The sequence below is a fragment of the Acetivibrio mesophilus genome (genome assembly GCF_004102745.1).
Taxonomy (GTDB): domain Bacteria; phylum Bacillota; class Clostridia; order Acetivibrionales; family Acetivibrionaceae; genus Hungateiclostridium; species Hungateiclostridium mesophilum.
Window position 1 is genome coordinate 24,387 of the sequence record NZ_RLII01000028.1, and the last position, 15,054, is coordinate 39,440.

Below are 15,054 nucleotides of genomic sequence, written 5' to 3' on the forward strand. Positions count from 1 at the left end.
TCCGATAACTTTTTATAATACTATTTAATCATCGTAAGGGGAATAAATTATGAAACGTAAGTTGTTAATTATAGTTTTAATTTCAACTTTTTTACTCAACGGATGTAATAAAGAAGATAAAACATATCCATTAGAATTTTCTCAAATAAGCAATTCAAAAATAGAAAGTCTTCAATTGGATAACGTTAGTAAAACCATTAAAGAAAAAATAATTGATAGTGAACTTAGCGCTTTTATATTTATGGATAATGAAAATAGTGAATTTCTAAAAGCCGGAATTACTTTGAACGGCAAATCTTATTATATTGGTCAGGTGTCAATGGAGAACACCCCAGACGATTTAATGGGAATTGAGGAAGTTGAGGTATTTGGAAAGAAAGCTGTAAAGATTTACGGAATATTAGGTGCCAATTATGCACAGGCTTTTTATTGGCTTGTTGATGAAAATCCTGAAGATTCAATTATACAGATAGATGGAAACACGTTTGAAATTGATTTGGACGATGATGATGAGAAAGAAATTGTTTCAACTTTTGGCACAATTCCTCAAGCAAAAATATACATGTTGAAAGAAGGCAAAATACATGTTTCTGATATTAATAAAAGCATTGGAGCAAAATTCGTGGCTTTGGTAGATAGAGATAAAAAGTTATTTGTGGTACAATTTAAACCCAATAAACCGGAAGAATATATATATTATAAAGATTCCTTTGTAAAAAATAGACCATCTACAAAATAATATATTTTTGAACTGCCAATTTGATTAGAGGATAAAGATTAGCGCAAAAGTGCAGTTGTACTGCAGTTTATAGAGATATTACAAAAGAAAGCACTCATTTTAGCTGGAACAGCTTTACTTACTTTATTTTAGGGGATTTACTTTATTTTGTTCTGATTTCTCGTTTCGGCAATAAAATTTACGCTATTTATATTAAGCGCTAAAAACCCGACACTTTTAGGTATACTGCTTATGCTAATCTCATATCCACTTATCTCACACACCGTTATTAAAATTGGTCTTGAAGCTGTTGAAGCCGAAGGTAAACCAAATGTTGGCAATAATGAATTGGAAAAGAAATCAGAAATGCTTGACTAAAATTATTTGATTTGATTGCAAGACATGTTAATTAAAATGCAAAAACACCGCCTATGGTGCACAGATGCAAAGGTAAAACTTTAAAGATTTTGATAAAATAATATGAAGAGGGTAGAGTATCTGCAATGTATATAGAAAGTAATATATTGTTTATATTTGGAATACCATTATGGGTATTAATTCGAATAATAATAAATATTGTGAGATATAGAAAAAGGAAACCTTTATCAATAAAAAGAGAATTGCTGCTAAGCGTATTTTATTATTACATATTATGTGTTTTAGGAGTTACGCTTTTTCCATTGATATTATTTTGGGGTGATATTTACGGCTCTTATGCTTCTGTAAATGTATTACCGGTATATACTACAGTCAAAGACATAATTTATACTTGCAGCAATTCCCCAATATCCGACTTTATGGTTAGATTCTGGATAAGGAACATCTTAGGGAATCTAATTCTTTTATTCCCCCTTGGAATATTACTGCCATTATTATGGGACAAGTTTAGAAATATTAGAACTGCAACCGTATTTGGCTTCTTTACATCCTTAAGTATTGAAGTAATACAGTTACTCTCAATGCTTATAGGCAACAGAGGACGTACCTTTGACATAGACGATATTATTTTGAATACAGCAGGGGCCTTTCTGGGTGCCTTATTATTAAACAGGATAATGCGCATTAGAAAACACAAGCGAGTGCATGATTAAATATACATATTGAAATTTGCTCTTTTACATTCGGTCTAGGTATACTTCCATGTTCTTTTCCCATTAACCTAACCTCTTAGCAAACTCGCCATTTGGGCCAAATTCTGTATACTTGATTATATTCCCATTAGCATCTGTTCGATTTTCAACCGAATTCGGTATTTCTTACGACTTTGGTTTGTTCCTTGGCTTAGGATTACTGCCATTCCCGTCATAATCCTGTGCATTATGGACCAAAAATTCCTTGCTCTGTTAGATAATAAGTGTGCCAATCTTCCACCTCAAAATTATATACCTTTATCGACATACCTTTATCGACGTGTCGAAAACTTCTATTTCAACTTTTTCTATAGTTTTTAACTCACCTGTATAAAACCTTAATATATGACCTGCTTTTAGCTCACCCGCCTCTGTCAAGCCCTTGCCTTCACCCCAGAACGTATGCGTATCTGTGGTATTTATCTCTTCTCCGTCAACATATACATGGACTAGCTTTCTTACTTCTCTTACAAATACTTTGCTTACTTTCTTCAAGCCTTTATCTCCTGTCTCAACGTTCTCCGAATATACAAGGTCTCCCTCCTAAACATAAAGTTCATTAATTATTCTCCCCCCAAGTTAACTGGCAGCCTTAAATAATAAGATTTGATTTTTTAATTATAATCCATTTCATTGTACAACCAAAATTTAACGTTCTAGTTGTTAAACTACTGTTAATATCACGATTTGTATTATTTGTAATATTTTTAGTGATGTTTCATTTTATAAAATGGTACATTTTGTGATTATTATATCTATTTCAAAAACTTTTCAAGTCCAAAATAAGCCCATGGGCTTTTTACCTCCAATTCAAACGAAAGGACTGATAACAATGAAATTGATACACGCAGAATATAACCCGATGCATAACAGCATCGACATTAACCACTATGACGGCTACGTCCTCCGGATTGACTGTAATCAGGCTGAATCCGGGATACGGACCACTCCTAATTCCCAGAGGTGTCTGAATGCTCTGGCGATTGATAATCCGCTGGAATATGTCCGGCTTGCGCTGAATGATGAGATGCAGGCATGGGTGGATGCGGAGGATAGTTTGGAAGCTTTTTAATGTCTTACAAGCCCTACCATCGGTAGGGCTTGCCTTTTTCCATATTACTCTGTTATTCCCATCAGATAGTCATATCCTTGTTTATCTGCAATCAAATTATAAGCATCAATAAATTGAACTACAAAATTGCGAGCACTATCTTCATTATTACGAAGCCAAAAGTCATACATTTTCTCTACTCCACCCAATGTCTCCTCCATATATGCAAACCAATGCTTATACCCATTAGACTCATATTCATTTTCAGTCCAATCCTTAAAGCAGATTTCATAGGGCATTCTGACATCGCTAATAGTACTCTCAAATTCCGAATAACGAATCGGATCTTTAAGTAATTTAAACATTCCCTCTTCAACATCTTCAGGCAAAAACATTATATTTTGACTTCTATTCTCTACATAATCCAATTGTGCTCTACTTGCTTTTCTATAAAGATCATGATCTAACACAATCAAACTATTTAAAAACTCGGGTACTTTTTTTTCATGCAAATGCAAGTAATGAGTAAAGCCTAAATTAACATCAACAATATTAAAATAATTTTCAAAATTATATTCTAAATGTTGTGATAATAAATATAAAAGAAAGTGTTTTGCACGCTCATCTTCCAGATATACATTTACGCTTTGCCTTACCATAGAAGGTTGCATATTCATGTCATCAGTAATTTCTTTTAACTCTGAAGATTTTCTTACATTACGTCCTTTTACCATTCGCTTGCTATCACCAACTTCTCCAACATAATATGATTCAAGATAAATTATCTCACTTTCATAATTATATGAAATTGTTGATACATCTATACCCTTTTCTAGCATTTTACGAATTTCTTTTCGCTGCAAGTTATTTACCTCTTGCAAAACCATTGGCGAATGTGTTGTAAATATTATCTGAATATTGTATTCTCGAGATGTTTTATACAGAAAATTCACTAATTTTTTTTGCGAATAGCCATAAAGAGTTGCGTCCAACTCATCAATGAGTAATATTCCACCTTTGTACTTATTGCCATATTCATCCTTCAAACGCTTAAAAGACAATATAGCCAATATTATCTTTCCTATGTTGCTCTCTCCCGCAGAGTTTGTAAACACATCATGTGTACTATCATTTACACCCACAAAATTTCTTCGTGCATCAGCTTTTTCCATGGTAGCAACTGCGTTTTTTGCCTCTTGAATCGATAATAATTCTTTATATGTTTTTACAAAATATGTATTTTCCTCTTCCGTTAATTGTATATCTATATTCTTTGTCTTTCCTGTTTCGCCAATCGGAAATAATCTGCCTAGACTCAAATAATAAACAGGTAACTGCACATAGCCAGTCCCCTTCGCCTTGCTTTTAGCATTCCAAAAGCGAATATCATTCGGATTTGTTTTAGTTGGACGCCTAATACTCATCATTTTGATTTCATCATCATTATAATAGCCTCTTTTATAGAACTTCAAAGTCCAAATATGTTCTCCATGATGATCAAAATTTTTCGAGATTTTAAATTTTTCTTTAAACTGCGATTTGAAATTATATCCATCAATAGTTGTGCAACCATACATTGGATGACCACTTGAAATAGTAAAAGGTTGACCTAACATACCCAGCAATGTTGTTTTTAAAGTGGCATTTCGTCCAGCGATAGCAGTAATATTCTTACCGATATCTAAAGATAAATTTTCAATCGCACGAAATTTTTCTACTTCTATACTTTCAATTATCACGATTCATTCACCTCGCGTAAATTAATATTAATTTCCTGATTTAGTAACTCTTGATTCGTCGGGCAAAACTTATTATCATTAAAAACTATTACTTCTGAACTCTTTCCTGTATTAGCTGCACTATAATTCAAATCATACCTCCTTATACACTGTTGCTTATACAATTCTATTATTTCAGGAGTGTCATCATAAGTAATAATCCAATTCCCTGGAACCCCATTTAAAATTAACTGAGCAATCTTAGCATGATCTTCTTTGTCAAAAAAGTTCTTATACAATTCTGGTCCCTTATTAAAATATGGTGGATCAAAGTACGTCAACGAATTTTGACCATAGTTAGGCAAAACATTCTCAATAAAACTAACAATTTCTTTGTTGTATACTTTGATATGCTTTTTATATTTTGCAATCGCTCGAATTCTCTCCACTAATTTTTCTGCATTGTATCTTGCATCTATTCCATAATTTCCTGTTTGTTCAAATCCTCCTATAGGTCCACCCTTTAATATGCCGGACCTATTTGTTCGATTAAGAAAAAATGTAGCAAAAGCCAGATCTAAAGAATACTTTTTGTTTTGTTCTACATATATCTCCTTTTGTTTTTTCCATTCATCAATGTTAACCGGCGTATATAATATTCTATCCACAAGATTTTCTGACTCACTAATTATTGCCCTCCACACCGAATAAATAGCCTTGTCATAATCATTTATGACGATATCATCTACATAACCTTCCATCAAGAGCATAAGAGCTACCCCTGCTCCCCCAGCAAACGGCTCAATATACGTACCATTTTTAATATTCATTTTATTTATCATCAATCCCATAAATGGTGCAAGTTTACCCTTACCCCCAGGATAACGTAATGGCGAATACAGCATTAAAAGCCTCCATTTCTTAACTATTGAGACAAATTTCAATAATCCGCCTCAAATTGTCAAAATAAAAAATCAAAACATCTTTGTTTGGTACGACTGAATCATAATGTACATATCCATTAAAAATACTAAAAATCTTATCACTCTTTTTAAGTTGAACCAAATTGCTGTGTTCTACAGAATTCAGCAACTTCTTGACCCGCATACTTTCTAGTGCGGCCACATATGTTCCTTCAAGATGACCCTCATCTATTTTACTTGACTCATTAACTCTATTTAGATAATACTTCAAGCTCAGTTCCAATAAAACTCTCAATAAAACTGCCTGGGCATTAACACAATAATTTAAATTGAGTCGCTTTAATTCATTAATAATATCATTTATTTTTACAACAGTACAATTAACTTTAAAATCTTCCGGAATCAAAACATTTCTCTTAGATGTAAATTGCTTATTACTAGTTGCATTCACAGCCTTTTCTTCTTCCTTGCCGCTCATCTTCTCACTAGTTTCCGGTTTTACATCTACATTAGTCTTCGGTTCAGGTGCTACATAGATATTTTTATTCCCAGATTTATTTTCAATAATCAATTTGTTGTCTTCCAAAAATTGCATTAATTGAGGAATATCCTCGTATGTACTTCGTGTTCCGTTAAAATCACTTGCGTAATCCGGTATAAATGCAGCTTGCGCTACAATATGCAATATTTTGTCAAACACATCCTTTGCCAGAGACGTTTTTATATGATAATCATCATCATAATCTAAATCAATAATTTCCCTTAGTCTTTTAGCATCCGCCTTAGAAGGTTTTGCACTAAAAAGTCTTGTTAAACGCGTTGTTTTTATTTCTTGTAAATTTAAATATTCTTCGCACTCAGTTTGTGTCCAAAAAGGCAATTTTAACACATAATCAATGATTCTATATTCTTTTAATCCCGTTTTTATTTTAGCCAATGACACCCCTGTTATCATTGATATTTCTTCAATCGACTTTCCAGCATCAAATTCTAATGCAAAAAATTTATGTTTGGAAATCGTTGACCATTTTTTAATACCATCTATATGCTTTGCCGCTAAAGAACTTTGTGCTTCCAGACGATTTTTCATAACATCTGCATCTACAACTGCCAATGTCTGCTTTAATTCATTATTCATCAATAACGATATTTTATCGACAGATGCTAATCTTCTATTTGCTATTAATTGAGGATTCATTAGTATCTTACAAGCACATATTCTACGATTCCCCTCTAATACAATCCATCTTCCATTTTCTTCTGTAATAATTACTCTTTCTCCAGCATATAATCCGCCGCTTTTTGCAATATCCTGTGCCAATTGTTCTACTTCTTCATTTTCGATTAAATAGTCTACAATACTCTGCTGCGTAGGGTTTGGTGGCACTATAAATCGTGGATTTTTTTCATCTAAATAAAGGTCATCAAGTTGTATCTCTTTTGTAGTATATCTAGGCATCTTAACCCTCCTTGCTTTCCGCAATTTCGCACACATCGCCTATATCACAATTCAGAAATTCACATATCTTTATAATGATTTCTAATGATACATTTTCATTCTGATTAAGTTTTGTAAGTGTATTAGGCGAAATCTCTACCTTCTTGCGGAATTCCGCACGACTCATCTCATTTTCTGCTATCTTGACCCATAATTTTTTATAACTAATTTTTCTCATTAAATCGCACCATCCTATGATATATAATAAGCCATATATATACAAAATGCAACAAAAACTGTTGCGTTTGCAATAGTTTTTGTTGCATTCATGCCAATATTCTTACACTATATTTCCTGATAAATAATTTTATATAAATCTATTAATCTTTTCTGTCGAACATCTGGGCAGCCTCCAAAACCATTATATCTATCAACATCATTAAATATCGTATTGTTTTGAAACACTCTATCACAACAAAACATTTTATGAATTGTACCTTCTCTCCCAACATGTACCGCTTCAACCTCATCTTTAGAAACCAGTTCACCAATAAATTGGTCGGCAGTAATATCTATTACTATTCTATCCTCCGTTATCAACCACACATGGCGCCTCGCTCTATTATGTTTATATGCACCATTCACTTGAGTAGTTTTTATTCCATGCTCAAGTAGATACTGTCCCAACAAGTCACAAGAATGTTCGCAGCAATCGTCTGGAAATTTGTAAAATGGATATAAACCTCTAAATTTGTCCGCATCTTTAGCTACATCTATGGCATCCCGAAATTGTCTTACTATTTTTTCAATTTCTTCCATCAAATTCCTCCAAATCCAATATCTCTTTTATGAATTGCATCATTCTTTATTTCTCCTTTTCATAATCCTCCATGCCGCAAATCTACCCATAGCCGCTGCCGTCGGAAGTCCGCCCGGTCCCATTAACCATTGACTTGCCAGCAATACATTATCAAGTCCCTTGACAACTCCCGGTACAGTAATACTCTTAGCCTGCTTAGTAGTTACAAAACTCATATATGCTCCCTTATAAGAGTTGCAATATCTTGTATATGTCATCGGTGACCATACATCAATCACATGTATTTTCCCTGCTAAAAACGGATACTCTTTTTCAACTCTTTGCAATGCTTGTTCTGCAATTTCAGCCTTCCTTTTTTCGTAACTCTCTTTGTCTATATAAAGCGACTCCCAATACTTATAATCGGATTCTGTCTGTGAAAAATTAGTTTGCAAAATAATTTTACCTTCCGGCGCAAAATTAGGTTCGTAATCATACGACTGAATACTCATACGCTTCACAGTCTGACTTCCCACACTCATATCATCGCAAGAAAATATTCTTGTTCCTGTCAATTCCGGAAATACTCCATCTACAGCATAAGCAATTTGAAATCCACTACTAACCGGATATTTATCTCTGTCTGCATACATTTTCATTAAACCTTTTGGCATATACTTTTCTGACAATAGTTTTCGGAATGTATAATCGGTATCGCAAGCACAAATAACATAATCAGCCTCTACTTTGCTTCCGTTCTCTAACAAAATCCCTTCTGCCATTTTACCGTCTATCAAGATTGATTTTACACCCGCATTGGTATGTATTACACCACCATATCCTTTATATTTTTCAGCAATACGAAGTGACATTGCCAACGATCCACCTTTCGGTATATCACCATTTCCTCCGGTCACTGTTCCATAAGATACAAGAAAAGCATACGCCTGATACCCGCTTGGCATATAATCAACGATTGCACGCTGAATTAATGGATGTTTAAAACGCATTGCCAGTTCATTGATATCCATATTTCCATACTCTTTCATCACTTTTCCCATTGCCTTCATCGACATTCCTAATTTCATATAATCAATAAAGTTCATGGCATCAAAAGGCTTTTCCACAGGTACCGTCATTGTTTCCGCCATAGACACATACTTTATCAATTTATTGATTTCCTCTTCGTCTTCAGGCGACAGTTCCAACATTTCTTTTCGCGTTCTTTCCTTATCTCTCCAAAAGGTCAATGTCTGACCATTCAACTTCGATGAAAAAAACATTTCTTTTTCGTGTACTTCCACAGTATCTCCCAATGCACCAATCTCTTTCCAGAGCTCGTGCAAAGCACTGCCCGGTCTTGTTCCGGTCAGCCAATGAATGCAATTATCAATAAAGTATCCCTCTCTCTTCCATCCGGTACAGTGTCCGCCAGGTAGTGCATTTTTTTCATAAATTTCTGTAGTAAATCCAGCCTTTTGCAACAACACCCCTGCTGTCATTCCTGCAATTCCACCACCAACAATTACAACCTTTTTCATAAACTTTTCCCTACTTTCTTCTTACTATGTCAACAATCCACTCTGCCTCAGGCAACTCAATATCCTGATTCGTAGCAAATCGTTCTGCGATTCCCTGTATGCTACACCAAAATGCATTGGATATTACCAAAGGGGAACCTTCTTTAATCGTTCCTTCATTTTGTCCCCATTCAATAATGGGTACAAACTGTTCTATCACATTTACTTTCATTGCTATTTCCCGTATATGCTCAGGTGTCGCTTCACTTCGCTGTGCTTCTGCCATCAATACAAAAAACTTCGCCACAACAGGTTGCTCTTTCATATATGCAAACAACGCTTCTGTGAAGTTTACAAAAAAATCAATGGCATGCTCACACTTCTGTTCTCCCGGATATGCGGTCCCTTCCAATCCCATTCGGATTAACTCTTCATATAGTTTCTCTTTTGAATCAAAGTAATGAAACATTAAGCCAGTACTCATATTTGCTCTTTTTGCAATATCCGTAATCTTAGTAGCTGCATAACCTCTACCAACAAATAACTCTAGTGCAGCTTGTATAATTTCTTGTCGTCTACGTTCTTTTTGTTCCTTTCTCGTTTCCATTTTATAACCTCTATTTTTGAATAATATTTCATTGAATATTTATTCAAATATATCATAGGATTTTTCTTTTGTAAAGAGCAAAACACCCCAAGCAGCATCCCTACCACTTGGGGCATCCCCTACCGTCCCATCCCGGCAACCTTCCTATGCACCCACTCCTTCACTTCGCCAATCCGCTCCCGGAACACATCAAGCATGTTCCTTCCATTGATTACAAACTGTTTCATGAATTCATAGGCTTTTTCCAGCTTATCCTGCAAGACCTGAATCTTACTCCTTAGCTGTTCATTCTCGTAGGACAAATCCACCACCTTATCAAATAAATCCGTATTCTCAGTGTCCGTTGATAACCTGTGGTACAAATCTAAGGCGATCTCCTTTTTACGGGTTGCTTCATCCAATTTCTCCGTCACTCTGGAAAGCTTCCCTTGTGCCTGCTCCACTTCTTTCTTTTTATCCGTCAGAAGCTCATCTGCCTTCAGATACTCCGACTTGGAATACTCCACTTTTTCTTCCCATTCTGCCACATCTGATTTCTTAATCTCAATCAGTGCATCATTGAACTCCAGCACCATATTCTTGGCGGATATCTCTTCATCCAGCTTTTTCATAGTCTTCTCTGACAGGGTTTGAATATGCTGCAGAGCATTTTCTTGCCTTTCTTTCTCACGTTCCGCTTCCAATGCTTTCTCTGCTGCACGCTCCCTGCGATAATCTGAAAGAAGTAAATCGCCTCGCTCATTCTTACCCTTGTAAAAGCGAGTCCATCCGATATTCTTTTCCATATCCTCTGCAATCCAATTCTTCTGCTCCTCTATCCACTCAACTGCGCCGTAGGCTGTACGCACCATCTGAGGCTTCCTCCCCTCCGGTGTATCCTGCCACACCAGCTCATCTGAGGCATCTCTTGCCTGCTCCATAGTGGTCTTATAACCCATTCGCGTAAAGGTCTGTGCCAATGCATTTTGGGTTTTCTGTCCACGACTGCAATTATCGGAATAGGGAACAAATGTCATGTGTAGGTGAGGAGTGGATTCATCTCCATTAAATGCAAAATTGGTAATCACCACACCTGCCTCAAAGGGCGGTTTCCACTCTGGGTCTTCAAGCCTCTCCTTGGATACATAAGTCACATTGGGCACTTCATACATCAGATGCTCTGCAAACCGTAACAGAACATCCTCCGCCCATATGGCTGACAAGTGGTCTGTATCGTACCCGGTATCATCCATATCCCCTATCTGCCAGATGATTTCGTAGGATAAATGTTTCTTTTTATCCTTTTCAATCTTCTCATAATAGGTTGGTGGATCATCCTTGGCCCGACTCTTTTTCCGCTCCTTTGCAAGCCACTCCTCATAGGATTTTTGAAAAAGTTTATCGTATATCTGCTCTAGGGTAAAATCTTTTGTTCCGTTTAAAAATACCACATTCCTATCTGCACGTTCCTGTACCGCATTCCAAGGAATATGGTCTCTGTTATTGTGTACTAAGTTGGGTGCCCGGAACAGTGCCCCCGATATGGTTCTGTATATATCCGGCATCTTATCACGCTCCTTTTATCCGTTCCATGTCTGCTTAAGTTCTGAAATAAAAAACTTCTTATGCTCATTGTCATAATCTCCTTTTCTAAAATTTCCTAGGTTCATTTCTTAGGGTATCGCTCTCCATTTTCTTTCCCGGTTCCGAAAGTAATGTCCCCCTATTAGTTTGGGAAATCCCAAACTAGGGGGCAAGCGTTTTGCCGCTTGACCACAAATGCATCTGCTCCCACCAGCCGTATTAGGAACTCCTCTTCCTGTGGCTGGCAGTCACATCTGCATGCTGACATTCTTATTATGGAAATGAACCGGTACGAATGTCAGCCTTGGGAAATATCTCAACCGCTCTTTAGGGCTTGCTTACGCTACGCCTCGGAAATGTATCCGTAGTATCTCTTCTCGAAATACTTTCTTGGGCACTTCCCGGCAATTTTGATATATCCCTGCTCAGCCAATTCCTCATTGAGCTGTCTGATAATCTGGTAGGCTTTTCCCTTGCTGACGCCCAGGGTATCCACCAACTCATCTGCCGTCACATATTGTGTTTTCATGCTCTCACCTCACTCTCTACTATCACATTTTGTCCTTGTTTATCATTTCATCATTATTTATACTACTACTTTTTGTTATTGTCAATAGATTTACCTATTGCAAAATATCACTTATTGTGATAGTATTTGTTTCAGGAGGTGAAAAGCCATGAATATTATGACACTTGAAGAACGCAAGGAACTTGGCAACAGACTAAAACAAGCAAGAAAAGAGAAAGGGCTATCACAAGAGGAGCTCGCCAATCTCATCGGCTTGAAAGTTGGAACGGTTTCCAAATACGAACAGGGGGACCGCACTCCGGGAATCGGAAAGCTTCAACTAATTGCAAATGCTCTGGACTGTGACACATCCAGATTTGTAGCATCCGGCGATGAATATGTACGGATGACACAGACCACGGATTTTGGCAACAATTTAGATGCATATTTAAACTGGTTGAAATTTTCCCACTTCGGATGCAATCCCTGTCAGATTGAAAACGATGACGGAAGTAAATCTTCTTCCTACCTTATCAGCTTTGATAAGGAAACTTTTCCAATCAGTGAGGACGCACTGGGAAGGGTTATGGAATACCAGAAGGAACAGTTCAAACAACTCATCCGACTCTTTGGCGAGGACCTTCGATAGTAAAGGGACACAATATGCCGATCTATAAAGACGAAGAACGAGGAACCTGGTATGTCAGATGTTATTATGAAGATTTTACCGGAAAGAAAAAGCAGATAAAGAAACGTGGCTTTAAGCTTCAACGTGAAGCCAAGGAATGGGAAGCAGATTTCCTTAGAAAGCAGAAAGGCAGCACGGACATGACCTTCCGCTCTATGTATGAGATTTATATAGAGGATATGGGACACCGATGCCGCCAGAGCACCATCGACGGAAAGAAGCATGTATTCGAGAAGCTCATCCTCCCTTATTTTGAGAATAAGCCTATCAATAAGATTACTCCCAAGGACATCCGAGCCTGGCAGAATGAAATGATCGCAAAGGATTATTCCAACTCCTACCTAGACAGGATGCAGAATATGATTACCGCACTTTTTAATTATGCAGTGGACTACTTCAACTTAGCTGAGAATCCCTGTCACAAGGCAGGCAGAATGGGCAAACGTGAGGTTGTGGTAAACTTCTGGACAAAGGATGAATTTGACCGTATACTGGCTGCAATAGAAGATGATCCTACGGCACATGTTTCGTTTTCACTACTGTACTACTCCGGTATCCGTTTTGGAGAATTCCTCGCTTTAACACCGAAAGACTTTGATTTCGAGAAGAACACCCTCGACATCACCAAAAGTCTCCAGCGGATTAAAAAGCAGGATGTGGTTACACCACCCAAAACGCCCAAGAGTATCCGTAACATCATCATACCGGACTTTGTAATGAACGAAGTCAAAGATTATATGTCAAAGCTTTATGATTTAAAAGGTACGGACAGGGTTTTCCCCTTCACCAAATCCTATATCAATAATGCGATGGCAAGGGCTTGCAAGAAAAGCGGAGTGAAAAAGATTCGTATCCACGACATCCGTCACTCACACGCCAGCTATCTTATCAACTTGGGATGCGCACCACTGCTCATATCGGAACGGTTAGGACACGAAAAGGTACAAACCACCTTAAGCACCTATTCCCACCTGTATCCGAACAAGCATCAGGAAGTAGTGGATATGATGCAGAACCAGCACAAGTTGGAAACAGTATCTGCCAGTGCATCTGAAATCTCAGATAAACCAGAAAAGGATCCACAACCACAGAACACAAAGTTCAAAGTCGTAAGTCCAAAGAATAAAATAAGCCCACAGCAAGTCCACGAAAATGACTTAAGCCCGTGCGTCGGCTTTGCCGGACGCACATAAAAAGGCTCAACCCCTTGTAAACAAAGGGCTGAGCCAATGAAGTCAATTAATACTCAAACAGTATTTAATTACTCAACGATTGTAGCAACACGACCAAAACTTTTTGACGATAAACCCTATGGCAGCAAAATAGCCTATATGAGTTTGTCAGGAGGAAATGCTAATGTCTTCAATCATAACCAATAAGTATTTCAAACTTATTCTTGTTTCTATTCTTGCTATACTCATTGCAGTAGTGCTTGGCAAAAATATAGTTTTCATAATTGATTTTCCAACCTTGATTTTTCTCTTTGTAGGCACTGCATTACTTACCCTTATAGGTTATAAAAAGGGAATGTCCAAGGAGAAGATATTTGATATCATCAAGCGCAATTGCATCATTACCGGCTTTGTAGGATTTTTTATCGGGTTTTTAATGGCATTGTGTACTACAGATACTCTCGAAGACTTACCGACAAATATTGCTATAAGTATGTTAATTGTTCCATATACCTTTTTTTATTTCTTGCAATAAATGCCTATAAGTCTAAAACGATAAACCTCGCCCCAGATTTAGCTCAAAGCTCGAAAAGTTTAGATACAAAAACTCAGATAAATTTGGATGATATTTGTAATCAGTATTGTTTGTCGGAAAGAGAAAAACTCATTGTAGAAAAACTTATTCAAGGTGCCAGCAATAAAGAAATTGCCGAAAAGCTATACGGTAAATCCCATTACCGTCCGAATGCCAATAGCCCTCGCAATTACTTTTATACCATTTTGGCAATCATCGGAGTATCTCCAATTCTCTCCTCCCTTTCTTTTATACGTTGAATTCCTATCATGGTATCGATAGTAGGTCAACTTAATTCATTGGTCAATATAAATATCAACATCAATAAAATCAGCAATATCATCAGCAATATCACACGTTAAGCCAAAATCATAACTGTTATTGATTTTTACCTGATTTTCATCCTTTAGAATTAAAATCAAATCATAAGTGCTGGTTCCTTCCGAGTCAGTATGCGTGCATATTTGAATTTTAGTGATTTGCGATACTAAACATATATCTTTTTTATTTATATAAAATAATTAGTGTTGTGCATTAAAAAGTAATAAATTGTATTACCAATAAAATAGCAAAACAAAAGCATAAGCAGACCAAATGTGGTAGTTTTGAATTGATAGATAAAAAACTATTTCCACGGGGGTCAAA

Annotated in this window: 16 protein-coding genes and 1 pseudogene; 7 read left to right on the forward strand and 10 right to left on the reverse strand. The window is 36.5% G+C overall.

From position 1 onward, the window contains the following. Window positions 1-49 precede the first annotated feature (49 nt). Entirely contained in the window at window positions 50-739 is a 690-nt protein-coding gene (locus tag EFD62_RS14785) for a hypothetical protein (RefSeq protein ID WP_128706372.1), read from the forward strand. A 482-nt stretch (window positions 740-1,221) separates the two neighbouring features. Continuing rightward, complete coding sequence (locus EFD62_RS14790; protein ID WP_128706373.1) at window positions 1,222-1,809, forward strand: VanZ family protein; 588 nt, start codon at window positions 1,222-1,224, stop codon at window positions 1,807-1,809. 297 nt (window positions 1,810-2,106) lie between these two features. On the opposite strand, the pseudogene EFD62_RS14800 reads toward EFD62_RS14790, so the two are convergent. Next, window positions 2,107-2,376, reverse strand: a pseudogene (locus tag EFD62_RS14800) (polymorphic toxin-type HINT domain-containing protein); the annotation flags it as partial. Between the two features lie 304 nt (window positions 2,377-2,680). On the opposite strand from EFD62_RS14800, the gene EFD62_RS14805 reads away from it, so the two are divergent. After that, window positions 2,681-2,920, forward strand: a complete 240-nt coding sequence (locus EFD62_RS14805; RefSeq protein WP_128706387.1) for a DUF6061 family protein — start codon at window positions 2,681-2,683, stop codon at window positions 2,918-2,920. Between the two features lie 44 nt (window positions 2,921-2,964). On the opposite strand, the gene EFD62_RS14810 is transcribed toward EFD62_RS14805, so the two are convergent. From EFD62_RS14810 to EFD62_RS14850, 9 genes are all read right to left on the reverse strand, one after another. Then, complete coding sequence (locus EFD62_RS14810) at window positions 2,965-4,638, reverse strand: AAA family ATPase (RefSeq protein ID WP_128706374.1); 1,674 nt, start codon at window positions 4,636-4,638, stop codon at window positions 2,965-2,967. Continuing rightward, on the reverse strand, window positions 4,635-5,522 hold the full coding sequence (locus EFD62_RS14815) for a DNA adenine methylase (protein WP_128706375.1): 888 nt from the start codon (window positions 5,520-5,522) through the stop codon (window positions 4,635-4,637). The genes EFD62_RS14810 and EFD62_RS14815 overlap by 4 nt, the downstream gene beginning before the upstream one ends. Window positions 5,523-5,538: 16 nt before the next feature. Beyond that, a complete protein-coding gene (locus EFD62_RS14820; RefSeq protein ID WP_128706376.1) occupies window positions 5,539-6,999 on the reverse strand; it encodes a ParB/Srx family N-terminal domain-containing protein in 1,461 nt (486 codons plus the stop codon). Window position 7,000: 1 nt separating this feature from the next. Beyond that, complete coding sequence (locus EFD62_RS14825) at window positions 7,001-7,216, reverse strand: helix-turn-helix domain-containing protein (protein WP_128706377.1); 216 nt, start codon at window positions 7,214-7,216, stop codon at window positions 7,001-7,003. A 107-nt stretch (window positions 7,217-7,323) separates the two neighbouring features. After that, window positions 7,324-7,797 (reverse strand): hypothetical protein, encoded by a 474-nt coding sequence (locus EFD62_RS14830; protein WP_128706378.1) that lies wholly within the window; start codon window positions 7,795-7,797, stop codon window positions 7,324-7,326. Between the two features lie 39 nt (window positions 7,798-7,836). Beyond that, on the reverse strand, window positions 7,837-9,318 hold the full coding sequence (locus tag EFD62_RS14835) for a phytoene desaturase family protein (protein WP_128706379.1): 1,482 nt from the start codon (window positions 9,316-9,318) through the stop codon (window positions 7,837-7,839). A gap of 10 nt (window positions 9,319-9,328) precedes the next feature. Continuing rightward, a complete protein-coding gene (locus EFD62_RS14840; RefSeq protein ID WP_128706380.1) occupies window positions 9,329-9,904 on the reverse strand; it encodes a TetR/AcrR family transcriptional regulator in 576 nt (191 codons plus the stop codon). A 119-nt stretch (window positions 9,905-10,023) separates the two neighbouring features. After that, window positions 10,024-11,448 carry a hypothetical protein gene (locus tag EFD62_RS14845; protein ID WP_128706381.1) on the reverse strand — a complete coding sequence of 475 codons (1,425 nt, stop codon included), beginning with the start codon at window positions 11,446-11,448 and terminating at the stop codon, window positions 10,024-10,026. Window positions 11,449-11,810: 362 nt separating this feature from the next. After that, a complete protein-coding gene (locus EFD62_RS14850; RefSeq protein ID WP_128706382.1) occupies window positions 11,811-11,996 on the reverse strand; it encodes an ICEBs1 excisionase in 186 nt (61 codons plus the stop codon). Window positions 11,997-12,144: 148 nt separating this feature from the next. Here EFD62_RS14850 and EFD62_RS14855 point away from each other — a divergent pair, with 148 nt between their 5' ends. From EFD62_RS14855 to EFD62_RS18330, 4 genes are all read left to right on the forward strand, one after another. Beyond that, complete coding sequence (locus tag EFD62_RS14855) at window positions 12,145-12,624, forward strand: helix-turn-helix domain-containing protein (RefSeq protein ID WP_128706383.1); 480 nt, start codon at window positions 12,145-12,147, stop codon at window positions 12,622-12,624. A 14-nt stretch (window positions 12,625-12,638) separates the two neighbouring features. Continuing rightward, the gene (locus EFD62_RS14860; RefSeq protein WP_128706384.1) at window positions 12,639-13,856 is read left to right on the forward strand and encodes a site-specific integrase; all 1,218 of its coding nucleotides are present in this window, start codon (window positions 12,639-12,641) and stop codon (window positions 13,854-13,856) included. A gap of 163 nt (window positions 13,857-14,019) precedes the next feature. Then, complete coding sequence (locus EFD62_RS17645; protein ID WP_162302522.1) at window positions 14,020-14,370, forward strand: hypothetical protein; 351 nt, start codon at window positions 14,020-14,022, stop codon at window positions 14,368-14,370. Next, entirely contained in the window at window positions 14,280-14,669 is a 390-nt protein-coding gene (locus tag EFD62_RS18330; RefSeq protein WP_407921096.1) for a LuxR C-terminal-related transcriptional regulator, read from the forward strand. Before EFD62_RS17645 ends, EFD62_RS18330 begins: the two co-directional genes overlap by 91 nt. The last annotated feature ends 385 nt before the right edge of the window (window positions 14,670-15,054 follow it).